The sequence below is a fragment of the Flavobacterium sp. Root186 genome, assembly GCF_001428525.1.
Taxonomy (GTDB): Bacteria; Bacteroidota; Bacteroidia; order Flavobacteriales; family Flavobacteriaceae; genus Flavobacterium.
In genome coordinates, this window is sequence record NZ_LMHW01000011.1 from 237696 (window position 1) to 256274 (window position 18579).

20 protein-coding genes and 1 pseudogene are annotated in these 18579 nt (G+C 31.2%); all 21 read right to left on the reverse strand.

Annotation, left to right across the window (positions count from 1 at the left end; all coding sequences use genetic code 11):
• Nucleotides 1-91 precede the first annotated feature (91 nt).
• Nucleotides 92-1681 carry an ABC-F family ATP-binding cassette domain-containing protein gene (locus ASD98_RS10085; protein ID WP_056203782.1) on the reverse strand — a complete coding sequence of 530 codons (1590 nt, stop codon included), beginning with the start codon at nt 1679-1681 and terminating at the stop codon, nt 92-94.
• A 152-nt stretch (nt 1682-1833) separates the two neighbouring features.
• Nucleotides 1834-2202: a nuclear transport factor 2 family protein gene (locus ASD98_RS10090; RefSeq protein ID WP_053471091.1), complete on the reverse strand. Its 369-nt coding sequence runs from the start codon at nt 2200-2202 to the stop codon at nt 1834-1836.
• A 35-nt stretch (nt 2203-2237) separates the two neighbouring features.
• Entirely contained in the window at nt 2238-2759 is a 522-nt protein-coding gene (locus ASD98_RS10095) for a hypothetical protein (protein WP_056203784.1), read from the reverse strand.
• Nucleotides 2759-3580, reverse strand: a complete 822-nt coding sequence (locus ASD98_RS10100; protein ID WP_056203787.1) for a hypothetical protein — start codon at nt 3578-3580, stop codon at nt 2759-2761. The genes ASD98_RS10095 and ASD98_RS10100 overlap by 1 nt, the downstream gene beginning before the upstream one ends.
• 99 nt (nt 3581-3679) lie before the next feature.
• Nucleotides 3680-4549 (reverse strand): alpha/beta hydrolase, encoded by an 870-nt coding sequence (locus tag ASD98_RS10105; RefSeq protein WP_056203790.1) that lies wholly within the window; start codon nt 4547-4549, stop codon nt 3680-3682.
• Nucleotides 4550-4635: 86 nt separating this feature from the next.
• On the reverse strand, nt 4636-5139 hold the full coding sequence (locus ASD98_RS10110; protein ID WP_056203793.1) for an SRPBCC domain-containing protein: 504 nt from the start codon (nt 5137-5139) through the stop codon (nt 4636-4638).
• A gap of 44 nt (nt 5140-5183) precedes the next feature.
• Nucleotides 5184-5684, reverse strand: coding sequence for an SRPBCC domain-containing protein (locus ASD98_RS10115; RefSeq protein ID WP_056203797.1), 501 nt, complete (start codon nt 5682-5684; stop codon nt 5184-5186).
• On the reverse strand, nt 5674-6000 hold the full coding sequence (locus tag ASD98_RS10120; protein ID WP_056203800.1) for a helix-turn-helix transcriptional regulator: 327 nt from the start codon (nt 5998-6000) through the stop codon (nt 5674-5676). Before ASD98_RS10120 ends, ASD98_RS10115 begins: the two co-directional genes overlap by 11 nt.
• A gap of 176 nt (nt 6001-6176) precedes the next feature.
• On the reverse strand, nt 6177-7517 hold the full coding sequence (locus ASD98_RS10125) for a hypothetical protein (protein ID WP_056203804.1): 1341 nt from the start codon (nt 7515-7517) through the stop codon (nt 6177-6179).
• Entirely contained in the window at nt 7507-9219 is a 1713-nt protein-coding gene (locus tag ASD98_RS10130; RefSeq protein ID WP_056203807.1) for an IPT/TIG domain-containing protein, read from the reverse strand. The genes ASD98_RS10125 and ASD98_RS10130 overlap by 11 nt, the downstream gene beginning before the upstream one ends.
• A 145-nt stretch (nt 9220-9364) precedes the next feature.
• Nucleotides 9365-10552, reverse strand: a complete 1188-nt coding sequence (locus ASD98_RS10135) for a hypothetical protein (RefSeq protein ID WP_056203812.1) — start codon at nt 10550-10552, stop codon at nt 9365-9367.
• A 214-nt stretch (nt 10553-10766) separates the two neighbouring features.
• On the reverse strand, nt 10767-11234 hold the full coding sequence (locus ASD98_RS10140; protein WP_056203815.1) for a hypothetical protein: 468 nt from the start codon (nt 11232-11234) through the stop codon (nt 10767-10769).
• A gap of 19 nt (nt 11235-11253) precedes the next feature.
• Nucleotides 11254-11664 (reverse strand): hypothetical protein, encoded by a 411-nt coding sequence (locus ASD98_RS10145; protein ID WP_056203820.1) that lies wholly within the window; start codon nt 11662-11664, stop codon nt 11254-11256.
• A 32-nt stretch (nt 11665-11696) separates the two neighbouring features.
• The gene (locus ASD98_RS10150) at nt 11697-12149 is read right to left on the reverse strand and encodes a hypothetical protein (RefSeq protein WP_056203823.1); all 453 of its coding nucleotides are present in this window, start codon (nt 12147-12149) and stop codon (nt 11697-11699) included.
• Nucleotides 12150-12203: 54 nt separating this feature from the next.
• Complete coding sequence (locus ASD98_RS10155; protein WP_128414818.1) at nt 12204-13157, reverse strand: hypothetical protein; 954 nt, start codon at nt 13155-13157, stop codon at nt 12204-12206.
• Nucleotides 13158-13162: 5 nt separating this feature from the next.
• Nucleotides 13163-13525 carry a hypothetical protein gene (locus ASD98_RS10160; protein ID WP_056203829.1) on the reverse strand — a complete coding sequence of 121 codons (363 nt, stop codon included), beginning with the start codon at nt 13523-13525 and terminating at the stop codon, nt 13163-13165.
• Nucleotides 13526-13602: 77 nt separating this feature from the next.
• On the reverse strand, nt 13603-14148 hold the full coding sequence (locus tag ASD98_RS10165; RefSeq protein ID WP_128414819.1) for a hypothetical protein: 546 nt from the start codon (nt 14146-14148) through the stop codon (nt 13603-13605).
• Nucleotides 14149-14616: 468 nt separating this feature from the next.
• Nucleotides 14617-15075, reverse strand: coding sequence for a hypothetical protein (locus ASD98_RS10175; protein WP_056203838.1), 459 nt, complete (start codon nt 15073-15075; stop codon nt 14617-14619).
• 602 nt (nt 15076-15677) lie between these two features.
• On the reverse strand, nt 15678-15992 hold the full coding sequence (locus ASD98_RS10180; protein WP_056203841.1) for a GIY-YIG nuclease family protein: 315 nt from the start codon (nt 15990-15992) through the stop codon (nt 15678-15680).
• A gap of 131 nt (nt 15993-16123) precedes the next feature.
• Entirely contained in the window at nt 16124-16900 is a 777-nt protein-coding gene (locus ASD98_RS10185) for a M15 family metallopeptidase (protein ID WP_056203843.1), read from the reverse strand.
• 404 nt (nt 16901-17304) lie between these two features.
• Nucleotides 17305-18531 (reverse strand): annotated as a pseudogene (gene lysA / locus ASD98_RS10190) (diaminopimelate decarboxylase); the annotation flags it as partial.
• Between the last annotated feature and the right edge of the window lie 48 nt (nt 18532-18579).

An 18579-nucleotide genomic window follows, 5' to 3' on the forward strand; every position in this document is an offset into this window, starting at 1 on the left:
AATCTTCACAAGAAACTCTGCAATCAAAAGACTCAATCTTTGTCGAGTTTCTTGTGAAGATTCCTCGTTCCTCGGAATGACAACAATGCTTTTAATTCAACTCTATAAAATCCTCAATATGTATTTCTTCCAAAAAATGAACATCATGCGAAACTACAATTAAAGTCCCTTTATACTCATTAATTGCAGCAGTTAAAATTTCGATATTTTGAATATCAAGATTATTTGTTGGTTCATCGAGAATAATAATATCCGGTGCCTGATTATTGATTGTTAAGCAGCAAAGCATCAAACGCATTTTTTCTCCTCCGCTTAAAGCAAAACAAGGTTTGTTCCAGTCGTTTTGCGAAAACAGAAATTTATTCAGTTTCATTTTTATATCATGTTCCTGTAAACCCGAAACATTAAATTTTAGAGCTTGTTCATAAACCGAAATTTGATTTTCAATAAGCGAATAATCCTGGTCGATGTAAATTGTTTTCGAATCTACTTTATAAATAGTTCCAGTTTTGGGCTGTAATTCGCTCATGATTATTTTAATCAAAGTCGTTTTTCCAGAACCGTTTAAACCTTTCAAACCAATCCGCTGTCCACTTACAATTTGAAAATTAAGCGGATTTTTCCATAACAATTGATTTTCGTAACCATGATTAATTTCAGTCGCTGTGAAAAGTACTTTCCCTTTATGAAGATTGGTTTTATCAAAGCCAAATTTCATTTGATCAATATCGGGTAAAGCCGATCGCAATTCCTGTAAATCTTTTGAGATTCCGCCAATTTTTTCTGCATGAACACCTTTTGTTTTTGCTGTACTATTTTCGGCATTGTTTCGTAAAGTATTCATCATAATTCTCGAAACGCCGGCTTTCTTCTGCTTTTTTTCACCACGGGAATCGAGTTTGTTTTGACGTTCAAGAGTTTCACGTTCTTTTTCTTTGGCTTTGCGCAAAGCCTTTTCTTTACTTTGAATATCATGACTCAAAGCATTATTTTCGATCTGCTTTTGCTCCGCATAAAAATCATAATTACCGCCATAAACTGTAATTCTATGTTTTGATAATTCGTAAACAGAATGTAGCAAATTCAGTAGTTTTCGATCGTGACTTACTACAATTAAAGTTGAAGAGGTATTTTTTATAAATCCATATAATAATTCTCTTCCCGAAATATCCAAATGATTACTTGGTTCATCGAGTAAAACCAGTTCTGGTTCATGAATTGAAATTCCGGCAAGGAAAACTTTTGTTTTTTGTCCGCCGCTCAGCGTTTCCAGTTTTTGGTTCCAATCTAAATCCTGCAGCTGCCAATATTGTAATGCTTCATTACAGCGTTCTTCGATTGTCCAGTCGTCGTTTAAAATGTTGAGATTTTCTTCAGAAACATTTCCATTAAGAATTTCTTGCAATGCATTCAGCTTGTCTTCAACATGCAAAGCCTCAGCAATTGTAAGATGATTAAACTGCCCAAATATCTGCGGCAGATAATAGGGTTTTGAATCTGTTTTTAATAAACCGTCGGCAGGCTGTAAATCGCGCGCAATAATTTTTAACAATGTTGATTTTCCAACGCCGTTATTGCCAATTAAAGCAATCTTTTCGTGATGGTTAACTGTAAAATTAATTTTATCAAACAACAAATCTTTGTTTGAATGTAGGTATGAGATATTCTGTAAAATAACCATAATTTCTTTCTTTAAGGAATAAACAAATGAGCAAGCCGTTTTGTGGCTTACCTTAAAATTGTCCGAAAGAAATTTTTATTCACATAGAGATTGTGCGGTTTATTTAGTGATGCAAAGATATAAAAAATATTTTTTAAGATTTGAATCTCAGATTATTCAAATTTTAAATTGGCGTTTTTCGACATTAAATAGGAGGTAAGTTTTTTAATTTTCCCATTTTCCATTTCAAAAACATCGCAAAAAACGGCATCGAGTTTATTTCCGTTTTTCATGTTTCCCTGAACAGCGCCTTCGGCAATTACGATGTCATTTTCTTCGATTAATTTTATAATCTGAATCGTTGGACTGCCCACAAAGTTGTCATTTTCAATTTCCTTATCAAATGCTTCTTTACCCACATGCTGATAAATTCCGGGCATTTCCCAAATTACATCATCTGTAAGACAAGCGAGAATTCTTTCATGATCGCTTACCATAAAAGCAGCCATGTATTCGTTTACGGTTTGTTTATTTGGTGTCATATATAAGAAAGAAATAAATAAAGTTAATTACTGTTTTATCGTTCTATTATTTTTGCCTGAAGAATTTTTTCTAAATCCTGAACACTTTTTTTACTTTCAATTTTAAAACCAAATCCAACCATTGCAATTCCGAATATAAGCATTAGATAAGGAATAAACATAAAAAATCCGGCTTCAGAATTAAGTCCGTTGTTGAATAAAATATTGTATGTTACGGCTATACAGGCAACAGAAACACCGCCAATCCAAATAATCATAAAAACTTTTACAAGTTCAGCCAAACTCATTTTTACAATTACTTTAGAGCCATTTATATCCTCTTTAATTTCTCCTTTTATGATAGGTAAAAACGAATTTCTGTAGTTTATAGCTCTTTTAATCTCAAAACTATTATTAAAAATCTTACCAATATAAGGCTTAGAATACGAAAAATTATTGGCGCCAAAACCAAAAGATTTTTCAGCTTCAATTTCGTTTTGCAAATGCAATAAAAGCTCTTCTTTTGTTAGTTTTGAATGGTAAAATAATTCCTCAAAAGGCAGCAATTTTTTAATCATTATTTGATTTTTATTTGTCCGTTTGATTCATAACTAAAAACCCAGGTTCTGCTGCTTTCATAGCTCAAAGCATCATCATAGTATTTAGTTTCTGTATATTTTCTATAATTATTTTTTGAAAGAGATCGATAGAAACACTCCTCTAATAATTGTAATTTTTTGAAAGGATTTGTTGCACTGTCATAATCTTCAAAAGTTCTGATGATTTTTTCGCCCTTACTTACACCATTATGTAATTCAAGATATTCGGTTTTTGTCAAATTACCATTTGCATCGTAATAAAAATTCTCTGCATAAGATCTAACATAATCATTTGGATCTGAAGCATCATAAGGAACATTAGGATAAGTTGTAGTTATTTTTACAAGCTTATTTTCGCTATATGTAAAAATCTGTTTTTTAGCCAAATAAGTACTGGATGTATTTGGGATTTCTTTCGCAATAATTTGATTTGAAGAATTTAAACTAATTAGTTTGGTATTTTTTCCTACTTCAAAATCTGAAGAAGTCGAAAAATCTTCGATAGTTACGGTATTGTTTGAATAAACGAAAGAAGTGTAAACATCTTTTGTGTACACTCTGACGTAACCAGTTGAAGCTGGAACAGGTAAAAAACCACCATTTTTTTTCGCTAGCCTTTGGTTTGAATCATACTCTAAAGTAAACTTCATTCCATCTGAATTAGGTACAAAGTCAGAGTAAAATAAATCAGGGTTTATTTCTTTAAGTAAAGATTCATTATCTGGATTGTTTACCGGCGCATCATCATTAGAGCAAGAAATTATAAACAATGCAAGAAATAAAAATTTAAGTAGTTTCATTTGTTTCAAAATTGTGGTTTTTGGTAATGTTTAATTTTGGTTAAATATAGAGTTTTTTAATAATCTGCTCCTTTTTTTTAAATGAAATTTCTTATTATTTTATTCTTTGCTTTGCGGATAAAAGAATTTAAAAGAATTCGAAACTGCCGGATGTAAAATCGTACCGTGATTCTCCGCAGGGAAATAATCAAAATAACTTTTGATATTTTTGCTTTTTGATGCTTTGATTTTTTCTGCCAATAAATTAGCATCCACTTCCATAACTCTTGGCATTTGGGTTGGCGCAAGTCCTTCTTTGCCTACAGCAATATAAATCTCTATTTGCTGATTGAAATTCTCCTGAAAAATTTCAGAATCCAGATTTAAAATAGATCCATTGTCCCACCATAAGCTTGGGCTTACAATTACGTATTTATTAAAAAGAGAAGGTTTTTTAAATAAGATTTCGGTTTCCAGTAATCCGCCTAAAGATTGACCGATAATCGTTTTAGAATTGTTTGTTTTGTATTTTTTATCAATAAAAGGCTGTAATTCTTTTTCGATAAAAGCAATAAATTTATCTGAATGCCCGGTTGTCGGAAATCGGCTTTTATCCTTTTCGACAGTTGTTGGGAAAGTGAAATCCCTTCTTCTGTCGACAGTTGCAATACCCACAACAATCGATTTTGGAACCTGATTGATCCATTCAAAACTATTAAACTGCACTAAACCCGAAATATGAATAAAATCTTCATCGGCAGAACCATCCAATAGATAAATCACGGGATATTTTTCCTGACCTTTAGGGTTGTAACCTTCAGGAAGGTAGATGTTTAAAATTCTATTTTCGCCTAATTCCTTAGATTGAATTTCATCTATAATACCTAAAACAAAAGGTTTAGTCGTTTCTGTGGTTTTAGATTTGCTGCTTTGGCTGAAAATTAGAGTTGAAGAAAGAAGTAAAAAAGTGAGGATAAAAAACTTGTTCATTATAGAAGTAAAAATGATTTGTAAAAAGACGAAAGTTACAATTTTTATTTTTTGCAGCTTTCGCCTTTCATGCCATTTAAACAAATTTATTTTGCTTTCTCGGCAAAAATCTTGTCTAAACCTTCCATTGCAATGGTAAAACCTTCTTTGAAACCCATTTCGATGATTTTCTCCAAATCAGATAAATTATCATGTTTAATAGCAATATCCACAAAGGTTGAATTTCCTTGCTCAGAAAAATTAACATCCCAACTTGATCTCGGAAAATCAGTATTTAAATTTCCTTCGCTGTCGCTAAAGGCATCCTGATATTTAAAGTTATTTTTCGGACTAATAGAAGTAAAATCAGCAATTGCCCAATGTTCTTCGCCTTGCGGGCCAACCATTGCGTATATTCTGCGTCCGCCTTCTTTAAAATCCATGCTTTTAGTTCTGGATTTCCACGGAGCCGGCGCCCACCATTGATCTAAAATTTCAGGTTCTGTCCATGCAGACCAAACGTTTGCTAATGATGCGTCAAACTCACGTTTTACATTTACGGTACTATTTTCTTTGTCTACAGTAAAATTCATTAAAAGATTTGATTTCATAATTCTCTAGATTTTAAATTCATTCTTACTTTATTGAAACTATTTTATTTTCGTGCTTCAAAGATTTTATCCAGACTTTGCATTGTAGCTGTAATACCTTCTTTGAAACCCATTTCTATTATTTTTTCTAACTCCTCAAAGCTGTCTCGTCTAATTGCAATATCAACAACAGTCAAATCGCCTTTTTCAGAAAATGTTAAATCCCAATAAGAACTTCCAAAAACTGAATTTGGATTTCCTTCGGCATCGCAAAAAGTAGTAGAATGTTTAAAGTTTGTTTTTGGAGAAATCGAAGTATATTCAAAACAACTCCAGCGTTCATCGCCTTCCGGACCAACCATGGCATATAATCTTTTTCCGCCTTCTTTAAATTCCATAACTGTTGTTTTAGATTTAAACGGAGACGGCGCCCACCATTGGTCTAAAATTTCAGATTCTGTCCAAGCAGACCAAACATCTGAAAGCGATGCATCAAATTCACGTTTTATATTTACGGTTTTATTTTCTTTGTCAACATCAAAATTCATTAATAGATTAGATTTCATTTTTTTTAGATTTTAGATTAATTAATACTTGATCCAGCTGGCTAAAGCGGCTTTCCCAGATCTTTTTAAATTGTTCGAGCCATTGGTCAACTTCTTTCATTTTGTCAATTTTTAGTTGATAATAAATTTCTCTGCCCATTTTTTTTTCCTCGAGTAATTCACATTCGTTTAAAATCTTAATATGTTTCGATACGGCTTGTCTTGTCGTATTAAATTGCTCTGCAATAGCATTTGGAGTTAATGCATTGGCAGAAATTAAAACTAAAATTGCTCTTCGGGTTGGATCGGCAATCGCTTGAAAAATATCTCGTTTCATTTTTTAAATATAAATTACGCAACTAATCAGTTGCAAATATAAGCAACTTTTTGGTTGCGCAATATTTTTTTTCAATTTTTTTTAATGTGAGATTTTTATAAAAGAAAAAAGACGCATAAAATGCGCCTTAAAATTTATATATGATGCCTTAACGCATCAGTTGTTAAAAAAAAGAATTAAAACGTTTCGATCGCCGATTTTATATTAAAGCTAAAACTATAATTATAGCTAAAAGACCAATAAGAAAATGATTCATAACTGCCCAGAACTTTAAGTCCTTCGTTTGTCACTAATGGATATATAGGGTACAATTTTGTATCAATAACTTGGATAAGTTCGTAATTGGAATTGAATTTATGTATTTTCTTTTCGCCTTGTACAGTTGCATAAATATTATTATTTGCGTCATAAGCATACTGAAAATAATGTTTTCCTGTAATTTCATTTAGCCTTTTTTCCTCTTTTAATGTTTTAATGTTGTAAACAACTCCATTAATAGAAGTTATAAATTTTGTTCTTGAAGAATTCCAAGCGAGAATATTTGGATCTATAGAGTTGTCCTTTAACATAACCTGAGGAGTAGGATATTGAAAAGTAGGATTACAATCCAAACTTTGACAATTTTCTGGTGTAAAACCATAAATTGACAGCCAATTCGAGTTTCGTGCATATAAAAACAAGAAATTATCATTTCCTATAGATTCGGAATAATCGGAACTCGAAGAGCCTCCTGTTCTGGAAGTTATACCTGTAGAAGTGTCATAAAAAAATAATTCGTCCTGATCTTGATAATAAATACGGTTTCCGGAAACCCAAAAAACTCTTAAATTATAGGCTGATATTCCTGGATAGGATTCAATTGTCTGGTAATTTTCAGCGTTGATTTTGTGTATTTTTCCTTGAAATTCAGCTATATATATTTCGTTGTTTTTTATAATCTGAAATTTACTGTTTAAATAAACTCCATTTTGAAAAGTTTTGGTTTGCTCAACAGTATTTGTTGCACTATTATATTTAATCAGTGATCCGCTGCCATTATTGTCTAATATATGAAAAATATTAGGTTGAACAGGATCTTTTTGAACCTGAAGAGGAACTAAATCGAATTTTACAATCTCACGAATGAATTTTTTTGGTTCGCTTTTCATTTCGTTATTGTAACTAACCTCTTTTCCTCTTTCATCTCTATAAGTAATTCGAACAGAATAGGAAACTTCGTCTTTGTAAGGAACATCGTTATCAATATATGAAGTTTCGTTTGAAGGCAGATTCGCTATTAGCTTTTCCTGATATAAATCAGATTCGCCATTTTTCTCTGTTCTGTATATCAGTAAATTATCAATAATAACACCGTTTGGTCTTTTAAGTTCCCAATCTATTTTTACTTCATTATAAGAAGGTTGAAAATTAGTAATTGATATTGCTAGTTGGCTAGTATCTACTTCATTATCATTGGAACACCCAAAAAAAACAAATGCAATTAAAATATATATTAAATTTCCTTTTTTATAATCCATTTAAAAAATCCTTTCTAAGTTTTTGTGTATATAAACTATTTTGATAGTATGCCGTTGAGCTGTTTTTTAAGTAATAAACTTCATTGTTTATTGTAAAAAAAGATCCGCCATAGCCAAACAGACTATCGAGAGCCATTGGTTTTGATGCATTTGTTACTATGTTGTACAAGTAGTTGAAAAAATTATTATATCGTCCAAAAATATTATTACCATATTCAAAATAGTGTTCATAAGGGTAAGCGGTTACACTTAGATTTGGTGTAATTTTATAAGTTTTAAAATTGATCCCGTACGAAATATAGATATTTCCGCCATTAAAAATATAGCTGCAAGGGTTACCTCCTGCGCTATACTGGCTTACAAGTGGAAGATCTTCAAAGGCAGAGGAAGAAAGTGTAGTCCAGCTATTTGAATTTTTAGAGTATTTGTATTTTTGGTCACGAACAGAAATTTGACCATCATTATTGTTTAAGCCACTAAGGAGATAGAGGTTATCTTGATAGGCAAAAAATATAGGTGCAACAATTTTATTGCTTGGCAATGTTAGCTGTGTTTCTTTAAATGAATTAAGATTTAGTTTCGATAAAGAAAATGACTGATCGCTTACCGACATTTTGTATAAGTAAAGCGTGTCATCATTGTCATATACAGCGTTTACAATATATCCGTAATAATGAAAAGTTGATAACTCGGTCCATTTTTCAGTACTTGGAGAAAATTCTAGCAACGTATAATTGCGGTTAGATTCACCATTTTCTGAAATAGAGTGTTTAAGTGCATATGCTTTATTATTGTGAACAAAAATGGTAAACGGTACATTAACATTTTCTATATAGTCAACTACAATATATTCACCTAAAATTTTAATATTAGAATCAAAGCTGGTTGTCAAACCCGCAGTTTTGTAGGTGATATTTGTAATTGTAAAATCCTTAAAAGGCCCTGGAGGCATCGAAATTTCTAATTTGTTATCTCTTACAGAAAAATAACTTTTAATTCCATTAACATATACTTCTCCAAATTCTTGATTTGGATTAATATTTTCTGCATCTACATAAATAGTTTGTCCTAGCCAGGCTTCACTATTTTGTACACTTTTAATAATGGGATTTTTTAGAACTAATGAAGGAGACGAAGAAGTTTCCTGTAATTGTGATTTAACTTTAACTTCTAAATTAGCTTTTGCAATTTTGGTCGGAATTTGTATTTCGATTTTATTGTAATCATTGTTTACAATTACAGCCTTTTCATTATTTACAAAAACCGAAATAAAATCCTTATTTGTATCAAAATTTTCGCCGTAAACAGTAAGTGTTTCATTAAAAGTAATGCTTTCACTACTATAACTGCTAATAACGGGTTTTTTTAATAAAAAAGTTTTTTCGAAAATCGTTTTATTTTCGTTTAGGTCAATAATTTTCAAAGTTGGATTGCTTCTTTTGATAGTTCGTGGAACAATAACAGTAATTCCTTTTTCCGAACTTTTTTCAATTATTGCTTTTTCCAAGTCAAAGAAAACCTGTAATTTGTCGACTTCAAAATTATCAATTTCTATTGAAATGGGCTGGCCTAATAATCCTGATTCCTGAAAATTTACTAATGTAGGTGCTATATATTGAGGGCCATCAGTGCTGCTGCAAGAATTAAATATAAATGATAATAATACAAATGATATAACAATTGAATATTTGAAAATCTTCATAAATCAGTGTAAAAAATGATTGCTTTTTGGATAAAAATGTAAGAATTAATTTTTCTAGCGCGAAAATAATTCTTTTTTATTGCAAATGTTAAAATTATGACAAGATAAATTGGCCGGTTTATTAAGAAAAGGATTTTTTTAGTATCTAGTTTCGAAATTTATTTCGAACAATAATATCTTTTAACCTTGCTTTTAAATCTTCGCCCGTATCAAAAACCATTTGTTCGTTATTCGGAAACGGAACCGGTCTTTTACTAAAATACGAAATGTAGTTATCCTCGCAGGCATTTCGATCACCTTTGTAAGTCGAATAAATATTTTCAAAAATAAACTCGCTGCTTACCGGAAAAGTCTGCAGTAACTGATTCGTTCTTAAATCAACATAATCTACTTTTGCCGTTACCTGACAAGATTTAAATTGTCTGAACTCGTAAATATTGGCACGAAGCGTTCTGTAATTGTCAACTTTTATTTCTTTTCCTAAACTATCTTTTACAGGTCTTCCGCGACTGTCAAGAAGTGTTTTTACACCATCCTTAATTTGTCTTTCTTTAATAAATTCCTTCTCTTTAATCTGCTCTGGCGATATAAAAATCTCTTTAAAATTTATGATTAAACTGTAATCATAATTTATATTTTTTTGTCTCGCATTGTGGTAAACCGTCCATTTGTCGTTAAGCCCGTACGTTTTAAAATCCAGTAAATCGTCCTGAAGCAGTTTCGGAATCACCATATTGGTTTCGTTTTTAGCATAAACATCCACAAAATCAGTTCCTTTAAACTGCGCATCGTCCATCAGTTTTTTGGTGTTTTTGTAATTCGGATTTATGCTTTCCAAATAGAAAAAATCATCATATGCTTTTCTAAAATCCAGTTTATTTTTTGATTTCAAAAGTGCCGAAGCATTTTCGTATAAATATTTTGAAAGTGCATTTCTACTGCTTACAATTTGATCTGAGTAATTATCAAACGGAAAACTCGCATTTTTTCCTTGTTTCAATAAACGAAGAGGCAGTAAAGGACGAATTTTTTCTTGACGGTTATTTAGCTGTAAATAAGTATTGTAAATACGTTCTGCATTTGCCGGATTGGTTTCTTTTGACATCATATCAAGATCGCGTAAATCTCTGTCTTTTGCCTTTGCAAATGCTTCTTCGAGCAAAAACACATAATCTTGTTTTCCTTTAGAATCCTTATTGTTTCTCAAAGCTTCTACAGCACGATCAATTGCGCCGTCGTAATTACCATCGCTTATTAAAGCCTGAGTTGTTTTAACGCCGCATGAAGAAAAGGCTAAAAATAATATAGAAAATAAAAAAGTAATTTTTTGCATGGTATTCATTTTGAAGGTGTAAATATATCTTTTTTAACTTTCAACAACTATGCCTCTTTTAAATTTTTTAGAAGCAGGGAATTCTGTTTTTCATAATAACCTTTAGTCCCGCTTTCGCCTTTATCTCTTCATTTCATTACGAGGATATCGGCTCTATCGGGGCTAAGCCAGAACAATAGTTTTTCATAAGAAATAGAAAAGATTCTGCCGATTTTTACGCAGTTAAAAACTTTTTAATCAAAACAATCTGTCCTAAATGGTAATAACTATGTTCGATCATGGCTTCGATATTTCTTTTATAAGTTCCGTATTTTTCATCTATAAAAATCTGATCTAATTTTTCGTCGGGCATTTGTTCTGTAAAAGAGGCAAATTCTTCGGCAGCATTCCAGAATTTATCTAAAAAAATCTGCCAGTCTTCCTGCGAAGTAATGGGAGGGAAGTCAAAACTAAATTTGTCTTTTATGTCCAGCGGCCCGCCTTTAAAAACATTATTTATTCCGTTGATATAATAATGAATGTGCTGTGCCAAAATTGAAATAGTATTGAGGTTTTTTACCGGAGTTACAGCAATTTTCCAGTCTAAATTTTCGAGCTGATGTTTGTAATTGGTGTTAGCAATCCAGGTTCCGTTTAAAATAGTTTCTCTAAAACGATTGGCAATTTCTACAGTGTTTTTCATAGTTGTATTATTGACGTTGTTAGTATATTGTTATTTTATATTTTTTAGATGCACCGCTGTTGCACAAATTCTCAGTTTCATCATTATCATTAAGCGGAGTAACTTTTATTGAAACAGTAAATTCATAAGTGCCGCTTGCTTTAGGAATACCGCTAAAATTTACTTTGTCATTTACAATGCTGTAATTAAGTCCCGGAGGGAGATTTCCTTCAATTGAAACAGAAGAAATATAATATTGATCTGTACTTGTGTTTAGCATTTCATAACTTACATTGTCATTGTAAGTTACGAAAATTGGCCCGGCCTTTAATTCTTTAGAAATCAAATCAGGTCTTCTTTCCTTTATACAATCTATAACCTGTTCACAGCTTATAGATGTAAATAGTAAAAAGATGGAAAGAATAATTTTAAAGAGTTTATGTTTTTTCATTTACTTTCATTATTTGAGGATAATAAAGGTTGTTATTTATTTAAAATAGCCTCTATTTTTGCTTCAGATTTTTCTTTGATTGGGCTGTCAGGATGAAAACTCCAGATGATTAGAAATTTTCCTTTTGCCAGATATTCTTCCGGATGTTCATCAGTTGGCTGGCCGTCTTTTCCCCATAATAATCCCTGCAGAAATCGATCGCCTTTAAAAACGTGATCAAATTCAAAATACATAATTGAGCCGCTGTCTGCTCTGTTCTTAAAACTTTGTATTTGTTTGCTTTTTACGGTTCCTACAATGTTGCTGTAGGTTTCAATATCTGTATAAAAATTACAAGCCTGGGGAGTAACACAAATCTGACCGTCATTAGGAGTGTAGCCTTTGGGAATTTCTTTGGCTTTTAGTTTTAAATCAGCAAGAGTCTGGCTTAATACATTTGCCGTAAATAATAAAAATAATGCCGACAGGGGAATCGTAATTTTCATAAGTTTTTGGAGTTTGATTAGGTTAAGTTTTTATAGTTTTAGTTTGATATTGATTTAGGAGTTTTTTAAATTCAGAATGATATTATAAACATTATTCCAATTGATTAGAAGTCCGATTGAAAATGAGATTACATTACATACTACAGAAGCTAAAAGCGCCTTTTTAAAATCTATTTTTAATAATTTATAAATTATAACTGATTCAATAAGTATTGCAAAGCATTCGCTAAATGCGATATAAGGAAATCTTGATGTTATAAATGCCGGAAAAACTAACCAAACGTACGGTAAAGTTGAAAATGAAGCTATAAACCCTGTAATTAACAACAGCTTATTTGTTATGTTTAGTTTCTTGTATTTGGTTTTAAATAGAAGAAATAAAATAAGGGTTTCGATGAAAATTGTAAACAGCAATGCAATTAAAAAATGGAATACTTCGGCGTTTGGGTAAATCTCAATTATTCTGTCGTCATTTTTAAAAGGATAAACATCGCTTTTGCTTTGTTCTTCATAAACATATTCTTTTACCGAAAATGGTTCTCCATTACTATATTCAAATAATTCGGTGCATTTATATAATATAATTCTTGTCTTGGTAAGTTTCACAATTTTATAATGTTCTTCAAGAAACGACAAGGGATCGTCATTATCAGTGTATCCGCCCTCGCTGCCGATAGAAATATTAGCTTTTAGAACATTTTTATCCTCTAACCAATTAATATTATCTAAATTTTTATTTAAAAGATAACTTTTCTTGGCAGCCATGATATAAAGCATGTTGAATTTATATCCTTTGTGAAGGCAATCTTTAGAATTTATAATATAGGATTCAGTAGAGTGGTCTCCTGACACTTTCTTTATATAGCCAATAAAAGAATAATCCGGAAACTCATCTATGTTTATTATTTTGACGCATTTTTCATAGTAATGTGTGTTTTCGGGAACAACATCGCAGTAGGATGTTTGAAAAAAGAATAAAAAGAGCGCTAAGAAAAGTAGGTTTTTCATATTTTTTATCCTCTTCTAATTTTTACCTGATAAACAATTTCCCAAAAAATAATAGAAAACAGGGCATTAGCAAATATTGCTGTTTTAACCTGATACGGATCGTAATTTAAAAGCAAATGTAAGTTTGTAAACTTCAAAGCCAGAAATAAAGCCAAAGCAGCAATTCCGACAGCGAAAAGTATATTTAATAAAGGTTTCCATTTTAAAGCTAAAAAAGCATAAATAAGATTAAGAAAAGCAAACCCACAGCCTAAAGTTATATAGGGATCTGTTTTTAATTTTTCTCCCAGCAATAATAAAGGGGAAGTTGCTGTAAGATATAAAAAGAAGAGAATTGAATAAAGTAGGATTCGTATTTGTGGTTTCATTTTGTTTGTTTTTGCTAATGCAAGTTATGTAAATAATTTCAGTGATATAATTCTTATATTGAGAATTTCAATGCTACTTATGCATTATTTTTATTCATTTGTTTTCTTAAAAAATGAATTATTAAAAAGACAATAAAAGCTAAAATTGCAAATTTTGAAGCATTTCCGGATTTATTCATTCGCTCTTGATGTTCTTTGCCATAAGGGCCTGAATGTTTAATAGTTCCCAGAACGAACAACATTTTTTGAAAATTTGATTTATCATTTTTAGGATCCGCAAAAAGTTGAATATTAATCCAGCCTTTTTCTCCAAGGCTCTTTGCTTCAAATAATGTTTTTCCGAATACATTATATCTGGCAAGTGAATAATTTTTATTGGCGTCAATTATTAAAGTATCACATTTATAGTCTTTGGCAGTTATTTCATTAAGCATTTTTAGCACACTTTCTGATCTTTCTTCGCCTGCATATAAATTTTCATAATACTGATATCCAATGAACGTTGATTCTTCCACATTAGTAGAATCAATAAAAATTTTTCCATTTTCATAAAAGTCACTATAATTTAATCCTTCATTTTCTTTTTTTACTTGTGTAAATTCACTCGGAACCTGAAAAGTCAAATCTCTTAGTTCGATTTTGGCTTGTGAATAAAAGCTAATCGTCGTGATTAAAATTAATAGAAATGGGTTTTTCATAGAGAAGTATAGATTGTTTTTAAGTTTACCTGCTGATTCTAACGTTTAGCTCATGCTTGAAAATTTGTACTCACTAGTGGGATTTTACCCTAAAAAATCGTCAAAATACAAAAACATTTTGCCTAAATATATTAAACTGATAATAAGAAAAATAAAAGAAAAAATCAGATAGCTTTTATTTTTAAAAATTCTAAAAAATGCAAAAAATAGATATCCAAAAATAATACTAGTGATGATATATAACATTTTTAAGAATCCTATTCCGTCTTCGTCAATCACTATATATGGTTCCTCGTTGATAGTATATGGAGTAATAAAATAGCTGACGATTAAAAGAAAAAATCCGATAAAAAATAATATTCGTATTATGATTTTCATAGTATTTAATTGGAATTATCTTTTTAATTCTAGCTTTATTATATCTAGTAAAATTCTATTGTCTTTGGTAGTGTAAACTTCAGTAATCTTTTTCCATTGTCCATTTTGTATAATAAGAATTTTTTCATCTCCCAAATCTAACCATACTTCAAATTCAATATATTTTGCATTTGTTGAATGTACAGTAATTATATATTGATTTCTTTTTTCAGTTTCTTCGATTTGAATCTGACTATTTACTGTTTTTAAATCTATGTGGTTATTTCGAATAGCTAATTTTTCAAATTCTGGCACTACAGAAAAAAGCACCTTACTTTCTCCGACTTTGAGCTTGGGAAATTCTTTAAATTCTGGATACCAGCTATGAAGTATAACTTTTGGTTTTTTCTTCAATCTTATTGTGCCCTGAGAATGAATATTATTTGACCATATAAAGAAAAAAATAAATAATAATATAATTTTCGATTTACTCATTTGTTGGTTTTGTTGTTTGATAATAAGACTACATTATTTAGTTATTTCTGGGGAGAATTGAAGACAGGCTTGTGTTTGCGGTTTGCTTAACAACTGGATAAAATGTCATATAATTGCCCCATTTTGTGAATTTTTATTTCGAGTCCTTTGTATTTCATTATTAGGAAGTTCAGTTGCTTTGTTATTTTTGCGCAACCATAAAATTAATTCATCGGCTCCAATATTAATTTTTGATGACATATTATCTTTTTTGTATTTGCTAAAATAAGTCTTTTAGGTTATAAATCATTAAATAGATTTCCTTATTGTCTAATGAAATTGATGTCATCAGGGATAGAGGCGGTATCTTTTAGTGAACTGAAACGGAGCCAAAGATATAGCCGAAAGCCCGGCCCGTAGGCAGATGCCCAAATAAAATTCAATTTTCTAAATTCCAAGCGTTGTGGTTACGTAGTGGAGATTTCTCCTTCGTCGAAATGACAAGATTGCATAGAAATTTGTTAAAGGTTTAACCACAAAGTATGTCATTTCGACGAAGGAGAAATCTTCGCAAGTAACTCTACAAAGATTGAAAACGCTACGCCGAAATTCCCTAATACATATTATGCAAATAAATAATTCAAAAATTCCAGATTTGGATTAATAGTTTTTATCAAATCAATTTTCTTTTCCCTTCGCCAGTCTTTTACTTCTTTTTCGCGAGCAATTGCGTCCTGAATCCAAGTGAATTTTTCGTAATATAATAAGAATGTAACATTGTATTTTGACGCAAAGGTTTTGTTTCCCTTTGTACTATTCTCTGTATGTTGACTTAAACGAATTTTCAAATTATTTGTAACTCCAGTATAGAAAACGGTTTTTGATTTGTTTGTTATTATGTAGAGGTAATAAGTATGATAACCTTCTTGTAAATGCATTTTTTTGCTAAAGATAAAAATAATTTTAAGAATTTTCTTTCTTTATGTTTTATCTGCATTGTGGAGTTACTTGCGGAGATTTCTCCTTCGTCGAAATGACGAATATGGCGGTTATTTTGTGGAGCGTGGAATTATTTTAAAATTTTCGCAACTTCAAAATGCATTCCATCTCTTCTTGTAAAATGTCCGCCCCAATAAAAACCGTTTGCATTTGCAATTTCGACTAATTCTCTAACGCATCCTTTTTGTCCAACTAAAGCAGGAACTGCGCCTAGTTTATTCCAGTTATAATTTATGTCGAAAGCTGTGCCAAATGCGTGATTGCTTAAAGTTGTTTTACTTCCTCTAATAAATCGTGGATTGTATGAGCCTTCCCAGGTTAAAACATGGTGAAGCAGTTTGTTTCTATCCCATTCTGCCCAAAGGTTTATTAATTGTTTTTCTGCTTTTTTATGAAAATAAACCGTTTCTGTGCCTTTAATTTGTATGAGCTGCGGAATTTTGATTTTTATAATATTCTCTTTATCCCAATTATTTGTAATTATGATATTTTCGGGATTATCTGGTAAAGGGGCAGATTTAAACTTTAGTTCTCCAAACACTTTTTGTTTTTCGGCATTTGAAACAATAGGTTCAAAATTTGGTTTTGGAGGAAAACTGTCATTTGTAATATTTTGTTCATCATCTGTAACAACTCCAAAACCGAGTAACATTGCGGCTCCAATCGTAAAATTTCCTACTTTGCCGTCTGGGTTTAGATTGTGTGCCTTTTGAAATTCTTTGGTCGAAAAATCCAGAGCTTCATCAAAAACTCCAGATGCAGTTCCTTTATACAATCCTAAACCGGTTAAAAAAAACTGCCACTTTTTAACGTCATTTCCTGATGAGCCAATTTTTATAAGTTTCATATCTTAAAATTGAATTATTAGTTAATATAAATTTTATCAAGTATTTGGCGAGATAGTTTATTTATTTTGGAGAAGACTAATATTTCTAATTTTTGGCAAATAGGAGTAAAGAATATTTATGTTTCTATAAATCAGATAGATAAGTCAAAAATACAGATATCTTTTTAATTGTAATCGAGTATTTTTACCTGTTTATCAAGTGGTTATGTTTTCTGTCAATAGTTCAATTTTTTAAAATTCCAAATTCCAAATTCCAATTATTGCGGTTACTTTGCGTTGGCTTCGACTTCGCTCAGCCTGACAGTCGTTTATAAATCTAAAATCTGAACTCTAAAATCTGCAATAAAAAAATCCCGCCTCAATTAAGAAACGGGATTCAATAGATATTCTCTTTTTTTTTTATTTTAAACTGTTGCAGCAATTTCTTGCGGTAACGGAATTTGATTTTTAAGTAAATCTTCGAATGTTTCATGCGCACGAATTAAGATTCCTTTTCCGTCTTTCCAAAGAACTTCGGCTGGTTTGTATCTTGAATTGTAGTTGGAAGACATTGAGAAGCAATATGCTCCGGCATTTCTGAAAGCAAGAATATCGCCTTCGGTAATTTCTGAGATTCTGCGGTTGTTGGCAAAAGTATCAGTTTCGCAAATGTATCCTACAACAGAGTAAAAACGCTCTTTTCCTTTTGGGTTTGAGATGTTTTCGATATAATGTTGTGAACCGTAAAACATTGGACGGATTAAGTGGTTGAAACCACTGTCAACTCCGGCGAAAACTGTTGATGTTGTTTGTTTTACTACGTTTACTTTTGCTAAGAAGAAACCTGCTTCGCTCACCAGGAATTTTCCTGGTTCGAAAATCAAGGTTAAATCTCTGCCGTATTCTGCACAGAAAGAATTGAATCTTTTTGATAATTTTTTACCTAATTCTTCAATGTCGGTTTCGATATCGTCTTTTTTGTAAGGAACTTTGAATCCGCTTCCGAAATCTAAAAACTCTAAATCTTTGAAGTGTTTTGCAGTATCGAACAAGATTTCAGCAGCATACAAGAATACTTCGATATCTAAAATATCAGATCCTGTGTGCATGTGAATTCCAACGATACTCATTTTTGTATTCTCTACAATTCGCAATATATGCGGAATTTGATGTACCGAAATTCCGAATTTACTATCGATATGTCCAACAGAAATATTAGCATTTCCACCCGCCATTACGTGCGGATTGATACGAATACATACCGGAATTTGAGGATATTTTGTTCCGAATTGCTCCAGAATGGATAAGTTATCGATATTGATTTGTACACCCATTGCGGCAACTTCTTCAATTTCTTCAAGAGAAACTCCGTTTGGTGTAAAGAAAATTTTGTCAGGGTCATAGCCAGCATGAAGTCCTAATAAAACTTCTTGAATTGATACAGTATCTAAACCAGACCCCATGTTCTTTAATAACTGAAGAATCGCAACGTTTGACAATGCCTTCATGGCGTAATTAACTCTTAAGTTTTCTACCTTAGAGAAAGCTTTAGTTAACCTATTGTACTGAGATTGGATTTTTTCGGCATCATAAACATATAATGGACTTCCAAATTGGTCTGCTAACTGCAGTAAATCTTTTGCTTGCATTTTTAAATCATTTTGGGCAAAGTTATTACACTTTTGACTAACTGCAAATTA